The following is a 17,582-nucleotide window of genomic DNA, read 5'->3' on the forward strand; positions in this document are numbered from 1 at the left end:
AGGAGCACGGACGCGACGGTGCGGCCGGGACGGGCCCGGGCCGCGGTCGATCAGTTGTAGCTGGTCAGGTCGGCCACCGTGCTGCCCGAATTCACGCTTCCGCCGGTGCCGTTGATGATGTGCTGGATGGTGCCGGTACCGCCGAGCGAGACGGTGACCATGTCGTGCCACTGGACACCGGAGGAGTTGGGCGAGGTCAGGGCGTTGGCGGAGACCTCCGCGGGGTTGACGTCGAAGTAGCAGTAGACGCCGACCCCGTAGCCGTTGAAGCTGCTCACGCTGGAGGCGACGTTGATCGACGGGTAGCCGTCGGACGAACCGTCCATCCAGGAGGACTGGTTGGGCGGGTCGTAGGGCATCTCGGACTGGTAGAAGTAGTCCGAGCCGCCATTGCCGTTCCACTGCACCTGGACTGCCTGGTAGTGCTCGACGGCCAGACCGTACATGGTGACGTTGGCGCCGTTGACCACCAGGCCGTTGGCGGCCGTGTTGGTGGTCCAGCCCACGGTTCCGGAGTTTCCGTGGTCGGCGCGCCACAGCCACAGGTCGTCGCCGACGACGTTGCTGCTGTTGACCACGAGGGTCTGGGTGGCGCTGCCCACGGTCGCCCCGCCGATCCGGGCGAACACGTCGGAGAGGACGGTCGGGTCGCTCGCGTGGCTCGCGCTGGAGCCGGACGGGCCGATCTGGACCAGCGTGCTGCTGTTGGTGGTACCGGCGTCGAAGATCAGTCCGCCGATGCGGATGCCGTTGACGTCGGCGGTGGACAGGATCGTGTTGCCGCCGTTGGACACCAGCGTGGCCAGCCCCAGGCCGAGGACGACCGTGTCGGGGTTGTTGACCTGGATGGTGCCGTTGATCTGGTAGACCCCGGGGGTGAACAGCAGGTCCTGCCCGGCCGCCAGCGCCGCGTTGATCTGGGCGACGGTGCTGGAGGGAGTCGCGATGTAGAAGTCACTGATCGGCAGCGAGGTGCCCGGGGTGTTGCCGTTGGCCCAGCTGACCCCGGTCGCATTGGTCCGGTTCGAGGGCACGAACACGTCCCAGTTGCCGGAGGAGTCGATGTACAGGTACGGCTTCTCGTCCACCGTCGGGGTCGAGCCGACCGTGGTGTAGGTCGGGAAGCTCTGCGCCGGGGCGCCGGTGTCCCCGACGAACACCATGTTCCAGTTGGAGCCGGCCCAGCTGCCCATCTGCACGTTGCGGGTGAGGAACTGCTGCTGGCTACCGGAGTTGATCTGGCCGGTGACGACGGAGTCGCCGATGTAGCCGCCGGAGGACCAGTTGCTGCTGGTGTTGCCGGAGGTGTCGTCGTCCAGGACCAGGCCCCCGTCGACCTGGACCCTGCGCATCGGGTCGGCCTGGGAGACGGCCCACTCGGTGGATCCCGAGGACGGGTCCAGGGTGATGTTCTCCACCCCGCGCCAGAAGTTCTCGGTGGCGTTGCCGTTGTTCCAGGCGGCGTTGGCGTAGACGCCGCCGCCGGTGATCACCGTCTGCGAGGGGTTCTGCCCCAGCCCGATCACCTCGGTGTAGTAGCCGACCGGGACCGAGACGTTGTACGTCCCGGGCTCGAAGGCCAGCACGTACCGCTGGGTGCCGAACTGGTTCGACTGCTGGGTGTTGTACACCGCGTTGATGTCGGCCTGGATGGTCGACGTCGACATCGACGGGGTGAAGACATAGACGTTCGAGCCGAGGTTGGGAGCCGTGCCGGTGCCGCCCCCACTGCTGCTCGGCAGGTTCCAGACCTGGTTCGAGGAGTCCGCGCAGTCCCAGATCTGCACCTGGGTGCCCGAACCGCCGAAGCCGGTGTCGTCCAGGCACTTGCCGGAGTTCGGGTTCACCAACTCGCCGTTGGACTGCGGCTGCCAGTCCTGCGCCGCAGTGCCGTTGCAGGTGTACAGGTCGACCAGGGTGCCGTCGGTGGTACCGGCCGCGTCCACGTCCAGACACATGCCGAGCACTTCCAGGCTGCCGTTGGACTCCACCGTCCACTGCTGGGCGCTGGTGCCGTTGCAGGTGTAGACCTGGATCGGGTTGAAGTTCGCGGTGCTCGCGCTGCGGTCGTCCAGGCACAGGCCCTCGTACCCGGTGATCGGGCCGGTGGCCCCGACAGTGGCCTGGGCGGCGGCCGGAGCGGCGGCCGGAGCGGCCGAACTGGTGGCTGCGACGGCGTGGCTCGCGACCGCGATTCCGGGTGCGGTCGCGAACGCGGTCGCAGTGAGTACCGCGACCGTCCGGCGCCGCAACCGGCCCGGAGTGGCGGTGGATTTCATGGGGGCTCCTTCGTCTTCGTTCCCGAATGTCGTGGCATGTCCGGCAGCGGGAGCGGTCGGTGGGGCCGCCGGCAGCGAGCCGCGTACTGGCAAGTGGGGGGCGGCTGCTGTGGCGCCTGGCGCATGAAACAACGTGAAACGATGGGCACATCACGACTGCAATCAGGTGGAAAGCGCGATGTGCTGCCGATTGCAGCAGTACTGCATGGCCTCGTCAATATGATGGATTTGAGCAGTCCGAGAACCGGAAGGATCGTTACGGGATGGCGATGAAACGCAGCGCTGTTTCACACGGCGAAGCACCATCTGTTTCACCCTGTGAGCCGGGCGGCACGGGCCGCGTGAGCGTGCGCGCGGTGGCGGCGGAGACCGGGCTGTCGATCACGACCGTCTCCCGGGTGCTCAACGGCAAGGAGAACGTGGCACCCGAGACCCGCGAGCGCGTCCGCGAGGTGGTCGACCGGCTGGGGGCGCGGGCCCCGCAGCCACGGCCGCGCGAGGCGGCGCCGCCCTCCACCGCCCCCGTCTTCGTCCGCTGCCCCTACCTGCTGACGGACTACTTCGGACACATCGTCACCTCCGTGGCCGAGACGCTCAGCGCCCACGGCCGAACGATGCTCCTCGACGCCGGCGACAGCGTGGTGGAGTCCACCGTGCTGCGCGGACTGCCGGGCCGCCGCGAGACTCGCGGCGCCGTGCTGATCCTGCCGCCGGAGCCGGCCCAGGAGCTTGAAGCACTGGCGTCCCGCCACTATCCGGTGGTCGTGGTGGACCCCCGGATCGCGGTGCCGCGCGGCACGGTGTCGGTACGGGCAGCGCACTTCTCCGGCGCGCGCAGCGCGACCCGGCACCTGGTCGCCCTCGGCCACCGCCGGATCGGCGTCATCAGCGGCCCGTCCTCCTGGCTGGCCAGGGACGACCGCGTGGCCGGCCACCTGGCGGCGCTCTCCGAGGCGGGCGTCCTCGGCAGCCCCGAAATGATGCGGCACGGCGAGCCCAAGGACGAGACCGGCCTGCTGGCCGGCGGCGAACTGCTCGACCTCGCCGAGCGGCCCACCGCGATCGTCTGCTTCAACGACAAGGTGGCGGTCGGCGTGCTCCAGGCAGCGGCAGCGCGCGGGCTGAGCGTCCCCCAGGACCTCTCGGTGACCGGCTTCGACGACATCGACGTCAGCCGCGCGACCACACCGCCGCTGACCACGGTCAGACAACCGCTGCGCGAGATGGGACGGGTGGCGGTCACGATGCTGCTGCGCCAGCTCGACGGCCACCCGCACGAGGCGTTGAGCATCGAACTGGAGACCCAGCTGGTCGTACGAGCCAGCACGGGCCCGGTCCCCCGCGCGGCCGGGTGAGGCCCGTGCCCGTGGCAGTCCGCCCACTGCTGCGCACGACGGTCGCACCAGGCACCGGCGTGGTCCGCAGCAGCAGGGCTCCGACCGCGAGCACCGGGCGGTGGTTGGTCGCCTGGCCGACGGCAGTCAGCCGACAGCACTCGCCACCGCTCCGGGACTCGCGGGAAGCCCTCAGCTGCGAACTACAGGCCGACGTACCGCTCGCCTTCGGCGAACTCGCCGGCTTAGACCGCCCCCACGAAGGCCGCGAGCGCAGCAGCAGGGAAGACCAGAGCCGGCCCGTCGGGGTCCTTGCTATCACGCACCGGGACGCTGCCGGAGATGAACCCGAGCGCCACCTCGACGCAGGCGCCGCCGTTGCTGCTGTAGCTGGACTTGAACCAGAGAGCGCCAGTCAGATCCGCAGACTGACCCATGGACGCACCTCCTCTCAATGCCCCGATGTGGACTAAGTGGTCGGGTCCGGAAATCCTTCGGGGGGACTGCGGAGCCGTTTTGCGCGGTCGCGGCTTCTGGAGTGGCCTTGGAACTCGCTGGCCGGCGGTGTACGGAGGTCGTTTCCGAGGGGTAGCCGGGCTGTGCGGCGAGGCGTTTGATGGGATGACGGGTTGCCCGCGGCGGGCCCCATTGCGGTGGCCTGCCGCGGGCGATGGACTACGCGATCAGGCACTCCGCGTAGGTCTGTGTCACCGCATCAAGGTCGCGGGCTTCGAAGTTGTTCTGCCAGGTTCCTTCGTTCTCCGGGTCTGGCCTACTGACGTTAGGCGTATCCTTACCGGTCGTGGTGAACCCGCCGCCGAGAACGACTTGCGGGGAGGGGCAGTCGGCTCCGGTGACCTGGTGGACGGTCAGTGTGCCGCCGGTCTCGCAGACGCCGTACGCCGTTTCGATAGCGCCGTGGACGCTGCTGACGGTCCAGGTCTTGTTCGCCGCGTCCGGGAAGGACCGCTGCACCAACTCGGTGCTGTTGCTCCACCCACCGCCGGTCAGGGTGCCCGTGGGACACGTGGCCTGCGACGCTCCGGTCACGATCGTGCTGAGTAGGCCGTCCGGGTCCACCTGGCACCGAGCGTATGCCTCGGCATCCGGGTGGCCACTTTCGCCAGCAGTCTTGTCCGCCGTGACAGTCCAGCTGCTCTTTGACGACGGGTAGCTCGCGTCGACGACCCGGTCGCTGTCGACCTCGTAGCCGCCGCCGGTGACGGCATAGCCGGCCGGGCAGGTGGCGGTGAGGGTGAGCACGTTGTCGCTGGAGCCGCTGACGGTGACGGTCTTGACGAGGACGGCGGCGGACGCGGCGTGGGCCGGCAGGCCGACCAGGGCCAGGCTTCCCATGCTCAGGGCGATGGCCATGCGGGTGGGGATGGGCATGCGCAAGCGCATGGGAAGCTCCTTGTGATCAACTGGATGCTGAGAGTAATAGACTTTGCATCGAGTAGATCATGCTGCCCAATGCAGGGATATGGACAAGAGTGCGGAATCGTCCGTATGGCCGGTGGTACGCCACCTCCCGCACGCCTCCCGCGCGCGGTTCGGTCAGCGGACCCGTTGACCACCGGCCTGGGCACCGTCCCTCGCCGCGCGCCCTGTACCCGATAGCGTTCCCGGCGGGCGCCCGCCCTCGACTCGACCGACACACACCCGTCGACCGATAGCAAGAAACTGTCCCGACGGCCTGATCAACCCCCGAAGGATTTCCGGAGCAGACCACTAAGTGGTCGGCGCCGAAGATCCTTCGGGGGGTTGATCAGGCTGCCAGGGTGATGGAGGATTCTTGGTGTCGGTCGGTGAGTGTGTGCCGGTCGAGCCGGACCAGCAGATCGTCCAGGTCGGGGGCGGTGAACTTCCGCTGGAACGGCTGTGCCGCGGCGTTGTAGCGGTCTTCGAATGCTCGGAGTCGGTGTACTCCCACCTCGACGGCGATCCGCGCGTTGGACCTGCCCTGTGTCGCCAGGAGCACGATCTGTGACCGGACCCTGGCCTGGTGCGGAGTCTTGTGGCCGTAGGCCGCCTTCTTCAACCGTTGCCGCTCGGCGGCGGTCAGGACTGCGGGGCGGGCGGCAGCAACAGGCAAGGCAGATAAGCCGATCAGCAGAAGTGGATCACAATGCCATGGGGGTCTTGCTATGCCGTCTCGTGGTGGAGGGGGTCCAGGGCGATGAGTTCGTCCTGCGACAGGCGCAGCGTGCCGACGGCGACGTTCTGGTCGAGGTGGTCGAGGTCGCCGGTGCCGGGGATGGCCAGGACGTGGGGGCCCTGGTGCAGGGTCCACGCCAGCCGGATCTGGGCTGCGCTCACGCCGCGGGCGCGGGCGATGGCGTTCACTTCCCGGCTGTGGTCGGTGGTCGCGCCGGCGGTGCGTCCGATGCCGGCGATCGCGTAGAACGGCACGAACGCGATGTGTTGCTCACCGCAGATGCTCAGGAGTTCCTTCTGCTCGGGCGATGCGCCGATGCCGTACATGTTCTGGACGCAGACCACCGGCGCGATGCTCTGGGCCTGGGCGAGGTGGTGGGGGCGGACGTTGGACAGTCCCAGGTGGCGGATGAGTCCGGCGGTGCGGAGTTCGGCCAGTGCGCCGAAGCGTTCGGCGACGGAGTCGGTGCCGACGATGCGCAGGTTCACCACGTCGAGGTGGTCGCGGCCGAGCTGGCGCAGGTTCTCCTCGACCTGGCCGCGCAGTTGCCCGGGGGTGGCGTGAGGCAGCCACCGGCCCGAGGGGTCGCGGCCCGGTCCGACCTTGGTGGTGATGACGAGGTCCTCCGGGTAGGGGGCCAGTGCCCGGTTGATCAGCTCGTTGGCCGAGCGCAGCGGTGAGAAGTAGAACGCGGCGGTGTCGATATGGTTCACCCCCAGGTCAACGGCGCGACGCAGGACACTGATCGCCTGCTCGCGGTCGCGTGGGACGGCGTCGGCTGCGAACGCTTCGCCGTGCTGGGTCAGGCGCATCGTGCCGAACCCGATCCGCTTGACGGTGCGGTCGCCGAGGGTCCAGATGCCGGATGCCGCCGCAGTGGTCGTCTGTGAGGTCATGGCGCGATGATGTCCGCAGGGTAGGCTGGCCTGCCATTGATTAAGACATGCCTGAATCCGAAGAGGAGTGATCGTCCTGGCAGGGCTGGCGTTCTCGGCAAGCGATCTGGCGCAGGTGCGGTTCGCCGTCTCACCGATGTGGGAGGTCGCGCCCAGCTTCCGTCTGCTGATGTCCGGTACCACACATCCGGTCCACCGGCGCTGGGCCGACCAGGTACGGCCGCGCCTGCTGGCCGCCGGGCTGGACCGGGGCTGGCTGGCCGAGCTGATCCCGCCCACCGGCTACGTCCCCGACTTCCTCAACCCAGCACCGGCCGCACCGGCCCCCACACCGCAGGAAGAGCGGGACGCGATCCGGGCCGCGCCCGCCGACCGGGTACGCCAGGACCTCGACCACCTGGCCCGCCACCAGGGCAACCTCCTCGGCCCCCGACTGCGCACCCTGCACGCCGACCCGCCAGGCCGCCTCGCCAAGGTCACCGAAGAGATCGAAACGTACTGGGAGCTGGCACTCGCCCCCTACTGGGCACGCATCCGGGCCGTCCTGGAAGCAGACATCCTCCACCGGGCCCGCATCGCCGCCGAGCACGGCACCGGCCACCTCCTCAACGACCTGCACACGTCGGTGAGCTGGGACGGCAATGCGCTGCGGATGTCCGGCCGCAAGCAGCCGCTGACCCGCCAGGCGGCCGGCACGGGACTGCTGCTGATCCCCTCGGCCTTCACCGGACCGGGACTGCGCACCCGAACGACGCTGCCGGATCCACCACAACTCGTCTATCCGGCGCGCGGTGTCGGTCCGCTGTGGCAGGCGCGGCCAGCTGTCCGGGCCGACACCCTCTCCGCCGTACTCGGCCGCTCGCGGGCCCTGCTGCTGACCGAACTGGAGACCCCTGCCTCCACTACACAGTTGGCCCACCGCACAGGGCTCTCCACCGCCGGGGTATCCCAATATCTGGTTGCGCTACGCAACGCGGGCTTGGTCAGCGCCCACCGCGCCGGCCGCTCCGTCCTCTACGCCCGCACCACCGCAGCCGAAGCCCTCCTCCAAGCCGCATCCGCCTGACCTCACGTCAACCCCCGAAGGATCTCCGGAGTCGACCACTAAGTGGTCGCCGTTCGAATTCCTTCGGGGGTTGACGTGAGAGGTGGGTGGCGGGGGAAGCCGGGACTGACCGCGGTGGACCTGGTGGTCGCTGCGGTAGTTGGGTTGCCGCGTCTGCTGCGCCGTGTGCTTGAGCCGCGCGACTGGGCGGTGTCCGCCTCGCGATGACGATGCCCGCCTGGCTGGAGGGGAAGGGCGGACGCTCCGAGGCACACTGCCACCGGGGAAATGATCGACGGGTGCGCTACCTGGTGGACAACGGCCAATGCTGTTGCTTGAGTTAGTAAAGTAATACTGGGTCGCGCGAGCGGCCGGTCCGCGAACATGGGCTGGCTCAGGACGCGGTCGAACGCGCCTGGCCCCGCGAGGTCGAAGGGCACAGCGCGATCTCCGTCCGGATCAGCGCTGCTTGACGAGCCGGAACCCGGGCCTTGGGCCAGGTGGAGTATGCCGAACCGGTTCTGCACCTCCCTCGGGGGTGATTCGGCGTGTCCATGATGGTTCGGAGACGCAGGCGCCGGGAGCCTGGAGCCACTGTTCCCGAGCTGAAGGATCTTCCCTCATGTCGTACCGTACGAAGCTGCGCGGCGCCGTGGTCGGCAGCTGCACCATCACCCTGCTGGCCGGAGCCGGCCTGTTCACGCTCCCCGCGCAGGCCGCCCCGGCCACTCCGGCCGTCCGGGCCGTCCAGGCCGTCTCGGTCGCCCACGCCACCAGGGCCCGCCGCGACGAGCGCCCCGCGGCTGAGGTGGCCTCGTTCTTCCAGGCCTACCAGGACGCAGTGAACGGAACGAGCTCCAAGACTCCCCAGCAGGTACGCGAGGAGTACATGTCGGCTGTCCTCAACACCGAACTCGACCTGTGGGCCAGCACCCACCAGGCCGACCCCATCTACCGCAAGAACGAACCCATCGCCAGCTTCAGCACCACAGGCCAGGCACCTGGCGAACTGGGACACACCGACGTCTACCTCACCATGAACTACACCGACGGCACCAGCCTCAACGTCGCGTACACGGTCCGTGACTCCGACCTGGCGATCACCGGCCTCAAGAACACCCCCTCCTGATGAACCATGCCCCTGCTCCCGGCCGTCGAAGGCGGCCGGGAGCAGGGCCGTGTACCGCAGGACGAACAGACCATTCCCGGACGGACACCATCATCACGTGCTCACTGCGGTGCCGGTAAATCTGCTGACGGGTCGTCGGAGTGCTTGGCAGAGCATGGGGCTGGCCAGTTCATTCGGTTGGTCAGATGGTGGGACACGCCGCCGGTGGCGCACCTGGGGAGCTGCTGGTCATCGAGCTACAGGCCGGTTCACCACCACGCGCTCAAGACGCTAGTGCCTTGATCGCAGTTGAGTCGAAGTCACGCGCCGTCTTCCGGTGTCCGCTGACCGACTGGGTATGGCCGCCCTCGTGCCCAGTCCGACGGATGGACGAATCTCCCCGGGCCCGCCCGGGTCCGGCAGAGTACGGGCCGATGTGATCCACTTCTCGTGATCGGCCTGCCCGCCATGCCCGTTGCCACCGCTTGTCCGATCGTGCTGACCGCCGCTGAGCGGCACCAGCTGAAGAAGGCGGCCTACGGCCACAAGACCGCCTACCGGGCCCGGAATCGGGCACAGATCGTGCTGCACGCGGCCCGTGGCCGCTCCAACGCCCACATCGCCCGCGAGACCAGGCTGCACCTGGACACGGTCCGCACCTGGCGGGGCCGGTTCGCCGACGGCGGCCTGCCGGCACTGGCCGACCGCAAGCGGCCCGGACGCCCGGCCCGTTTCACCCCCGTGCAGGTCGCCGAGGCCAAAGCCCTGGCCTGCCAACTCCCAGCCGAGACCGGGATACCACTGGCGCGCTGGTCCTGCCCGGAGCTGGCCGCCGAGCTGATCGCGCGCGGCGTCACCGACTCCGTATCGGCCTCCACCGTGCGCCGCTGGCTGCGCCAGGACGCCATCAAGCCCTGGCAGTACCGGTCCTGGATCTTCATCCGGGACCCGGACTTCCGTGGCAGGGCCCAGCGCGTCCTCGACCTGTACGCCCGCACCTACGAAGGCGAACCCCTCGGCGCGGACGAGTACGTGCTCTCCAGCGACGAGAAGACCTCGATCCAGGCCCGCTGCCGCTGCCATCCGACCCTGGCCCCGGGTCAGGCCAGGGCGATGCGCGTCAACCACGAGTACAGACGCGGCGGAGCCCTGGCCTACCTGGCCGCCTACGACGTCCACCAAGCCGACGTCCTTGGCCGCTGCGAGGCCACCACCGGCATCGTGCCGTTCATGGCGCTCGTCGAACAGGTCATGACGCAGGAGCCCTACGCCAGCGCGAAGCGCGTCTTCTGGATCGTCGACAACGGCTCCTCGCATCGCGGCAAGAGATCAATCGACCGCCTGGCCGCCCGATTCCCGAACGCCGTCCTGGTCCACACCCCGGTCCACGCCTCATGGGTGAACCAGATCGAGATCTTCTTCTCCATCGTGCAACGCAAGGTCGTGACGCCCAACGACTTCACCGACCTCGACCAGGTCAGAGCCCGGCTCCACGCATTCGAAGACCGCTACAACGCCACAGCACAGCCGTTCCAGTGGAAGTTCACCACCTCCGACCTGGACGATCTGCTGGCCCGGCTCGACCGACACACCCCCACCGACCGACACCAAGAATCCTCCGTCGCACTGACTGCCTGATCAACCCCCGAAGGATCTCCGGTCTTGACCACTAAGCAGTGACGTACTGCTCGCCCTCGGCGAACTCGCCGGCCTTGACCGCACCCACGAAGGCCGCGAACGCAGCAGCAGGGAAGACCAGAGCCGGCCCGTCGGGGTCCTTGCTGTCACGCACCGGGACGCTGCCGGAGATGAACCCGAGGGCCACCTCGACGCAGGCGCCGCCAGATTGACTGTGGCTCGACTTCGACCAGGGAGCGCCAGTCAGATCTACGGGGTGGCTCATGAATGCCTTTCCTCTCATGCCGCGAGGCAGACTACGGGGTGACCTGCTGCTCCCACTCGGCGAACTCGCCAGCCTTGATCGCGCCTACGAAGGCCACGAACGCAGCGGCGCGGAAGAGCAGCGTCGGACCTTCAGGGGCCTTACTGTCGCGCACCGGAACGAAGCCGGAGATGAACCCAGGCGCCACCTCGATACAGGCACCACCGTTGTCGCTGTGGCTGGACTTGAACCAGGCGGCACCGGACGACTCGATCTGATCAGTCACGAGGAGCACAACTCCTTCCGTACCTCTTGGATCATGGCGAGGGAGTTAGCTTGGGACAGCGCGTCAACCTGCAGCCAATCGTACTCTCTCTCCCATGCTGCAACCGAGTCGCTTTCACGCTCCAGAAAGCCGCGCTGGTGCGATTCTGTGTAGCCGAGCACAGTTCGGTCGGGCATCGTCAGCAGCCACACAGGCAACACGAACGGGCAGCGCTCGCCGAGTTCGTATGGGGCCACCTGAATGATCCTCCTGGGCTGCTCAGCCACACTCTCCAACTTAGCAAGCTGATGCACCATCACCTCTCGCCCTCCGACCATGCGGCGCAGGCAGCTCTCATCGAGGACGACATGGACGACGGGAGCGGGAGAGCGACCCAGGAGGGCCTGTCGAGTAGCCAGGAAGGCGACCCGCTCATCCGCCTGCTCCTGGCTGATGCTTCCCCGCCTGACCGCTGCGGCAGCCAACGCCATCGCATACTCAGGAGTCTGCAACAAGCCAGGGATGACTCCCAGCTCGAAGGCCCTTATCTTCGCCGCCTTTGCCTCTCGCGCGGCAAACTCCGGGAATCCTTCGATGAGTGCTGCGTGCCTCAGGCTCCACCACATCAGTTCGAGCGTGCCGCCGGTCTCAAGAGCAGCATCAGCAGCGACGGAGATGTGAAGTGTTGCGGGCCGTTGCCCCCTTTCGAGGTAGGACACGTAGGTAGCGCTGTACCCGATCAGCTCCCCAAACTGTGCTTGCGACAGACCTTTGGCCTTACGTGACCGGCGCAGCTGCGTTCCATAGGCGGCCCACGGAGATGACGACGGGTCAAGATCAATCTCCCGCAAGGGATCACCACCATTTCACAACACGGTTTTGTCCACAGTGAGGACCTTCCGAATCGTACGTCCGCGACGCAACGATTGGAGTGCAGACGGTGAGATTCACCGAACGCTAAGTGACCATCAATGACCCGCGAGGCAGACCCATGGACGAACTGACGCTGGATGACGAAGCAGGACAGACCGGCGACCGAGGTGGCGAAGGCTCGCCGCAGTCGGCGGCCGAGGACCGGACGTACATCGCGCGGTTGGACTTTCTGACGCTGATGCACCTGCTTCGCTGGGAGGTCTCGGACGCCGCAGTCGTCACCACCTCCCTCGGTGAGGAGCGGGTGCGGATCGGGACCGTGGCCGTCCCCGTCCTGGAGCAGTTCACCGAACTCCTGCGGCGGCACTTCACCGCAATCGCCACCGTCGAGGCGAGGTGTCCCGAGTGAGCGAGATGACGCTCCGCGTCTATCGGCTGGATGCAACCACCGGTGCGCGGACAGAGCTTCCGCACGTCGATCCGAGCCCGGTGCTCTACGCCGGAATCAGCCAGACCTACCCGCCCTGTAGCTGCCCGCGCTGCCTGCCGCACACCGGTGGTCGGCCGACGCCTGGCCATCGGGATCCTGAACTCCCCTGATTGGAACCATCCTTGCCTGAGCCCACAGTGAACTCACCGTCCAAATCGGCCTACCGGCTGCGGCGCGCGCTGGCGTACCGGGCGGAGTACGACGCGGGGGCGAGCATCAGTGAGCTGATGCTGACGCACCGCGCGAGCTACAACACCGTGTACGCGCTGCTGGAGCTGGCCGGCACGGCGTTTCGGACCAACCACCTCGGCGCGACACCGGGCACGGCGCGGACCACTCGATGACTTGAAAAACGGCCCTGCCCCGGGGTCTCGGGGCAGGGCCGTCAGGGACGTGTCTGCGACTACTGCTACGGCATGACCGTCAGCGTGGTGGTGGTGCTGGTGGATCCCGTCCAACCCGTGGTGGTGGCGGTGGTGATGCGCCAGGCACCAGTGGCGGTGGCCTTCTCGTGGAAGAAGACGTTCCCGTAGACGTTGGTGACGGCCTCGGCCCTGGTGGTCCAGGTGGAGCTGCCGGCGGGGCGGAACTGGAGCAGCGCCCAGGCGTTGCGGAGCGCGGGCCGGGCCGAGGTGCTCAGGCTGGTGCACTGGTCGAGGTGCCCGGAGAAGGTGACCACGGTGTTGCGGCGGGCCCGGGTGGTGGAGAGGCCGAGAGCGGTGGCCGTGGTGGGGACGACGTCGATGTCCAGGACACTGTCGGAGGACAGGCCGTTGTCGGACTCGACCGCCACGTCGACCTCGTTGGTGCCGGTGATCATCGAGTACCAGCCGGGCCAGGAGGGCGTGCTCGGGTAGGTGCCACTGACCGAACTGCTGCCCGCACGGGAGCGGTCGACTATGAGCCAGTCGGCGAGCTTGCTGTAACCGTCGGGGGCGGTGACGACCGCGCGAAGGTTCACGTCGGTGCCGAGACCGACGACCAGAGGGCTCTTGACTCCCGCCCACTGCACGTTCAGCGGCAGGGCGACGGTGATCGCCGACGTGGCCGTGCTGGTGTGACCGCGATTGTCGGTGAGGGTCACAGTGAGCCGGTGCTGTCCGTACGGGAGTTGCCGGGCAATCGTCCCGGTGCCGCCAACCTTGAGGAAGCATGACTGCGGGAGGCCCGTGGCGGTGGCCGGGGCGCTGTTCCACAGGGATCCGTCCACGGAGACGGATATCTGCTGGGGTGCGACGTACTGTGCACCGCTTCCGCAGCCCAAGGTGCTGGAACCGTATGCGTAGCTCACGCCCATGTTCGCCAGGGCGTCCGGTGCGATCGTGCCGGAGTACAGGTTGAGCGTGGGTGCGTGGTCGATGACCAAGGTGAGCGGAACGGGGTCGCCGACGGTGCCGTTGCTGTCCACCGCCACGGCTTCGGCGGGATAGGCGCCGGAGGGGATGGCCTGGGTGTCAGCCGTGGTGCTCCAGCTCGTGCCGTCCGCAGAGGGAGTCAACTGCAGCGTGGGCCACGAGGGCTGCCCTGGGACCAGGATCTGAACGCTGCTGACGGTGGTGCCGTCGGGGGCGCCGGCGCCGGGAGCTGCGGTGGCCTGCACGGTCAGGGAGCTGTCCCCGACCAGGCCTACCGGGGTGCTCGGGCTCCACGGCGTGTTGGTGACAGGCACGACAGTGGTGGGGCGGTGATTGTTCACCAGGGCGTTCAGGTCGGCATGCGCCACCCCCACGGTGCCGGCGAACGCCAGCGCGACAAGGACTACGCCTCCGTCGTCCAGCGCCGGGAGCGCCAGGGGGCCGCTGCCGCCCTGGACCGGGGCGGTGGTGTTCAGGTCGGCGGTGACGGTGCAACTGGTGGCGCAGTCCGCAGGCAACGGAATTTGCTGGCGCAGCCGGACGGAAGGTGTCGTCCCGATGAACTGACCGGCGGTGAGCTGGATGAAGGTCACCGGGTCGGTGGCCGAGTTCTGCACGTTCAGGGTGACCTGGGTGTCACCGGTCAGGGTCTGGCCGGCGGTGATGTTCCCGAACGAGACGCCGGCCTGGGCGGGCGCGTCGGCGAGGGCCGGGGACGCGGTGACGGCACAGCTGAGCAGGGAGGCCCCGAGGAGGGGGGCGAGTGCCTTCGTCGAGCGAAGGGGCGGCATAGGTGATCTCCGTGGCAGGGATGTTGGGATGAGAGTACTGACTCCGAGCCCGTGAGCGACGGGCATATATCCCGCCCGTCGTTGTACCACCACGAGTGCCTACCCGTCGCATCGCCTTCCCCATGCTCGCACCGGCCTTCGTGACCATCTTCCTGCTCCAGTTCGCCCAGATCCGGAACAACTTCACCCTGCGCCTGGCGACGCTCACAGGATTCATTAACTTCCGTTATTGGAAGGACACTTGACGGATGGAGCAGTGACATTTCCTTCTGAATAGGCCTGCTGGCACCGACGCGCCCTGGTGTACCGGCCAAGCACGACGCAGGAGCAAGTACTGGTGAACTGATGATTACTCACTGTGCTGGTCACAGCACGGTTTACGTACCGCTGGGGCGGTTGACCCGGTGTTCCGCACCGGACATGACGGTGGCTTCCCAATGAACCATTCACGACGTCCAGGGCGACAGAGGGGGCACGCTCCGCGCTCTCTCCCGGCTCGCCCTGTGGCGTCGGGCCCCGAAAAGTCCTTGCAGCGTCAGGGCAGTGTCGATATCCCTGCACCGGTGGGTACTTCACCATGTTTGCGGACTGCTATGTTCTCGCAAGATCCCCTCTCTGTAGAAGGAGCGCACGCATGCTCAACGGTCTTCCTGAAATCTCGGTCACGCGCATCGCCGCCCTTGCGGCGGTCAGCGCAGGACTGATTGTCGGCGCGGCTGTGGCCATTGCTCCGGCCCCGACGACGGCCGAGGCCCGAGGCTGCCACATATCGGCCCTGGCGGCGGCTGAGCCCGCCCACTCCTCGGAGCTCTTCCGGCCGGCCGGTTGCTTCTAGCCTCCTGACGAGAAGTCATGTGATGAACAAGGACACCTGATGCGAGCCGTGCGACCGCTGAAAGTCGCACGGCTCGCGTTCGGCTCCACCGGTCCCGAGGAGACGGCCCATGCAGACCACCCTGACCGAGCAGCGCCTGATCGGTCTGGCCCGGACGCTGACCCGCGTCCGAGCGGACAGCCCGTTCTACCGGGGGCTGATCCCCGACGGGGACATCGGGCCCGACGACGCCCCCGGTCTGCTGCGGCAGCTGCCCTGGCTCGACCCGGCCGGCTGGGCCTCGGTCCGCGAGCAACTGCGCACCTCGACCTTCGACGGGATCGCCACCGGGTTCACCAACGGCACCTCCGGTACCCCGAAGGCGTTCTACTCGACCGAGGCGGAGCGTGCGGCGCTGAGGTCCAGCCGTGTCGGCGACGGGCGTCGGCGGCTGCAGTTGGTCGGTTTCAACCACGGGGCCGTGGTGGGTCTGGACCTGGCTGGAGAAGGAGACTTCGTCCCCCTGCTGTCGATGGCCTACTTCGACCTGGCGGCCGACCTCATCGCCAACGGCTCCGCCGACGGGAGTCGCATTCGCGTCCTGGCGGGTACGGCGCGGCAGATCAAGGATCTGACGCTGCACATGCAGCAGCGCTTCGGCGACATCTCCGGCTTCGGCATCGACTCGCTGGAGGTCGGGCGTGAGTTCCTCTCCCGTGGCTGGGAGTCCCGGCTACGCGAGTGGTGGGGTGCGGAGATCGACGTGGTCTACGGCTTCTCCGAGCTCCGTATGTGCAACGCGCTCAAGTGCCGGACCTGTGCACACCATCACTTCCCTCCGTCCTGCGTGGCCGAAGTCGTCGACCCGGCCGATCCCGACCGCTATGTTCCGCTAGGCGGGCGCGGCAGCCTGCTGGTGACGGCGCTCTACCCCTACGTCGAGTTCGAGCCCCGGATCCGCTACCGGCCCGGCGACCTGGTCCAACTCGCTGCGCAGGCCTGCCCGAAGTGGGGGGAGCCGGGGTTCCTCCCGTTGGGGCGGGAGGCGCACTGCGTGGCCTCCGGCGAGCAGGGCGGGTTCGTCACTACTGCGGACTGTGTGTCCACCTTCGCGGACCTGCCGCAGGTCGCGGTCAGTCCCCGCCATCTGTACCCCGATGCCGACCAGCGGCACTACGAAGCGGGAAGCCCCCGCTTCAAGATCGTCGACGAGGCCGACGGCCCCGCCGTCCGGGTGGAGCTCCGCTTCGACCCGCAGGTCTGGCCGCAGGAGGCACAGGCCGTCGCCGACGCGGCCCGGAAGTCCCTTCCGGCGGGGGTCCGGGTGATCCTGCACGGCCCTGGCCAGCTCGAAGACGTGACCCTCGTCTAGGGAGCCCCCAGCACGGCGAGCCAACGCAAGCCGAGGCCCCGGCAGGAAATCGAGTGTGCGATCCATCCGTCCCTGTGCCAGTATCACCGGCCATGACCGCAGAACGAGCTACCGCCCTCTTCGACCAAGTGGCCTCGGTGTACGACGAGGTGCTGCCGTTCTTCGCCGGGTTCGGCGAGCAGCACATGGAGTGGCTCGCCCCTGCTCCCGGCACCCGTGTCCTCGACCTGGGCGCCGGACGCGGCGCCCTGACCGGTGCCGCGCTCGCCCGTGGCTGCCAGGTGACGGCCGTGGACTGCGCCCCCGGCATGGTCGAGCGGATCGCGGCCCAGTACCCGGACGTCCACGGGACGCGGGTGATGGACGCTCATCGACTGGACTTTCCGGACAGCTCCTTCGATCTGGTCTGCGCCGGATTCGTCGTCCACCTGCTCGACGATCCGGCAGCGGCGGCCCAGGAGGTCCGTCGAGTCCTCGCCCCTGGCGGGGTGTTCTCCTTCTCCGTCCCCGGAGCCGTCGAGGACGCGCCGGAGTGGGAGTTCTACAGCGCCCTCTTCCGCGAGTTCCAGCCGCGGATACCCGCCGGCGAGGGACGCCTCAGCCGCCCCCTGGACGAGCAGCAGCTTCTCGTGACGGCCGGATTCACCGACGTCGGCGACACTGACATCGAGCAGCGTCTCCCGGTCCCCGACGCCGACACGTTCTGGAACTGGGCGCTCTCGCACGGCTCCCGCGCGTTCATCGACGCCCTCCCGGCGGACTCCCGATCCGAGTTCGAGGCCCGGGTGCGGGCGGAGCTGGCCATCATGGATCCGATCGTGTTCGCCTCCGGCGCCAGCCTCTGGCGCGGCACCTCGCCGGCCTGACCCGCGTCGGCGGCTGTCGGGCCGGAGGGCGGTCCGGTTTGCGGGGCACTGACC

General features: G+C 68.2%; 19 protein-coding genes. 10 read left to right on the forward strand and 9 right to left on the reverse strand.

The window, feature by feature from the left end:
* Positions 1-50: 50 nt before the first annotated feature.
* Positions 51-2,279, reverse strand: a complete 2,229-nt coding sequence (locus BS75_RS07815; RefSeq protein ID WP_042440113.1) for an RICIN domain-containing protein — start codon at positions 2,277-2,279, stop codon at positions 51-53.
* Between the two features lie 341 nt (positions 2,280-2,620).
* Between BS75_RS07815 and BS75_RS07820 the strand changes: the two genes are divergently transcribed.
* A complete protein-coding gene (locus BS75_RS07820) occupies positions 2,621-3,634 on the forward strand; it encodes a LacI family DNA-binding transcriptional regulator (RefSeq protein ID WP_231607709.1) in 1,014 nt (337 codons plus the stop codon).
* Positions 3,635-3,858: 224 nt separating this feature from the next.
* On the opposite strand, the gene BS75_RS07825 is transcribed toward BS75_RS07820, so the two are convergent.
* The 4 genes from BS75_RS07825 to BS75_RS07840 form a co-directional block, all read right to left on the reverse strand.
* Positions 3,859-4,050 carry a DUF397 domain-containing protein gene (locus tag BS75_RS07825; protein WP_034087685.1) on the reverse strand — a complete coding sequence of 64 codons (192 nt, stop codon included), beginning with the start codon at positions 4,048-4,050 and terminating at the stop codon, positions 3,859-3,861.
* 238 nt (positions 4,051-4,288) lie between these two features.
* On the reverse strand, positions 4,289-5,017 hold the full coding sequence (locus BS75_RS07830; RefSeq protein ID WP_034087686.1) for a hypothetical protein: 729 nt from the start codon (positions 5,015-5,017) through the stop codon (positions 4,289-4,291).
* A 364-nt stretch (positions 5,018-5,381) separates the two neighbouring features.
* Positions 5,382-5,708, reverse strand: coding sequence for a hypothetical protein (locus tag BS75_RS49175; RefSeq protein ID WP_174515088.1), 327 nt, complete (start codon positions 5,706-5,708; stop codon positions 5,382-5,384).
* Positions 5,709-5,758: 50 nt separating this feature from the next.
* On the reverse strand, positions 5,759-6,667 hold the full coding sequence (locus BS75_RS07840) for an aldo/keto reductase (RefSeq protein WP_034087688.1): 909 nt from the start codon (positions 6,665-6,667) through the stop codon (positions 5,759-5,761).
* A 136-nt stretch (positions 6,668-6,803) separates the two neighbouring features.
* Here BS75_RS07840 and BS75_RS07845 point away from each other — a divergent pair, with 136 nt between their 5' ends.
* The 3 genes from BS75_RS07845 (at position 6,804) to BS75_RS07855 (ending at position 10,458) form a co-directional block, all read left to right on the forward strand.
* Complete coding sequence (locus BS75_RS07845; RefSeq protein WP_408022587.1) at positions 6,804-7,733, forward strand: ArsR/SmtB family transcription factor; 930 nt, start codon at positions 6,804-6,806, stop codon at positions 7,731-7,733.
* A 601-nt stretch (positions 7,734-8,334) separates the two neighbouring features.
* Positions 8,335-8,841, forward strand: a complete 507-nt coding sequence (locus tag BS75_RS07850; protein ID WP_034087689.1) for a hypothetical protein — start codon at positions 8,335-8,337, stop codon at positions 8,839-8,841.
* 447 nt (positions 8,842-9,288) lie between these two features.
* The gene (locus BS75_RS07855; RefSeq protein ID WP_034092605.1) at positions 9,289-10,458 is read left to right on the forward strand and encodes an IS630 family transposase; all 1,170 of its coding nucleotides are present in this window, start codon (positions 9,289-9,291) and stop codon (positions 10,456-10,458) included.
* Between the two features lie 31 nt (positions 10,459-10,489).
* On the opposite strand, the gene BS75_RS07860 is transcribed toward BS75_RS07855, so the two are convergent.
* Genes BS75_RS07860 through BS75_RS07870 form a run of 3 tightly spaced genes read right to left on the reverse strand, consistent with a single transcriptional unit; the run spans position 10,490 to position 11,818 of the window.
* A complete protein-coding gene (locus tag BS75_RS07860) occupies positions 10,490-10,723 on the reverse strand; it encodes a DUF397 domain-containing protein (protein WP_034087690.1) in 234 nt (77 codons plus the stop codon).
* Positions 10,724-10,754: 31 nt separating this feature from the next.
* On the reverse strand, positions 10,755-10,988 hold the full coding sequence (locus BS75_RS07865) for a DUF397 domain-containing protein (RefSeq protein WP_042440125.1): 234 nt from the start codon (positions 10,986-10,988) through the stop codon (positions 10,755-10,757).
* Complete coding sequence (locus tag BS75_RS07870; protein WP_063771582.1) at positions 10,985-11,818, reverse strand: helix-turn-helix domain-containing protein; 834 nt, start codon at positions 11,816-11,818, stop codon at positions 10,985-10,987. Before BS75_RS07870 ends, BS75_RS07865 begins: the two co-directional genes overlap by 4 nt.
* A 140-nt stretch (positions 11,819-11,958) precedes the next feature.
* Between BS75_RS07870 and BS75_RS07875 the strand changes: the two genes are divergently transcribed.
* Both BS75_RS07875 and BS75_RS07880 read left to right on the forward strand, forming a co-directional pair.
* On the forward strand, positions 11,959-12,249 hold the full coding sequence (locus BS75_RS07875; RefSeq protein WP_034087691.1) for a hypothetical protein: 291 nt from the start codon (positions 11,959-11,961) through the stop codon (positions 12,247-12,249).
* Positions 12,250-12,452: 203 nt separating this feature from the next.
* The gene (locus BS75_RS07880; protein ID WP_152646199.1) at positions 12,453-12,674 is read left to right on the forward strand and encodes a hypothetical protein; all 222 of its coding nucleotides are present in this window, start codon (positions 12,453-12,455) and stop codon (positions 12,672-12,674) included.
* 65 nt (positions 12,675-12,739) lie between these two features.
* Here BS75_RS07880 and BS75_RS07885 read toward each other — a convergent pair whose 3' ends face one another.
* Positions 12,740-14,476: a hypothetical protein gene (locus BS75_RS07885; protein WP_034087693.1), complete on the reverse strand. Its 1,737-nt coding sequence runs from the start codon at positions 14,474-14,476 to the stop codon at positions 12,740-12,742.
* A gap of 122 nt (positions 14,477-14,598) precedes the next feature.
* On the opposite strand from BS75_RS07885, the gene BS75_RS51385 reads away from it, so the two are divergent.
* From BS75_RS51385 to BS75_RS07900, 4 genes are all read left to right on the forward strand, one after another.
* A complete protein-coding gene (locus BS75_RS51385) occupies positions 14,599-14,721 on the forward strand; it encodes a hypothetical protein (RefSeq protein WP_269330712.1) in 123 nt (40 codons plus the stop codon).
* A gap of 389 nt (positions 14,722-15,110) precedes the next feature.
* Positions 15,111-15,311: a hypothetical protein gene (locus BS75_RS07890; RefSeq protein ID WP_034087694.1), complete on the forward strand. Its 201-nt coding sequence runs from the start codon at positions 15,111-15,113 to the stop codon at positions 15,309-15,311.
* Positions 15,312-15,420: 109 nt separating this feature from the next.
* Positions 15,421-16,662, forward strand: a complete 1,242-nt coding sequence (locus tag BS75_RS07895) for a phenylacetate--CoA ligase family protein (protein ID WP_034087695.1) — start codon at positions 15,421-15,423, stop codon at positions 16,660-16,662.
* 92 nt (positions 16,663-16,754) lie between these two features.
* Positions 16,755-17,528: a class I SAM-dependent methyltransferase gene (locus BS75_RS07900; RefSeq protein ID WP_034087696.1), complete on the forward strand. Its 774-nt coding sequence runs from the start codon at positions 16,755-16,757 to the stop codon at positions 17,526-17,528.
* The last annotated feature ends 54 nt before the right edge of the window (positions 17,529-17,582 follow it).

This window comes from Streptacidiphilus albus JL83, assembly GCF_000744705.1.
GTDB classification, from domain to species: Bacteria; Actinomycetota; Actinomycetes; order Streptomycetales; family Streptomycetaceae; genus Streptacidiphilus; species Streptacidiphilus albus.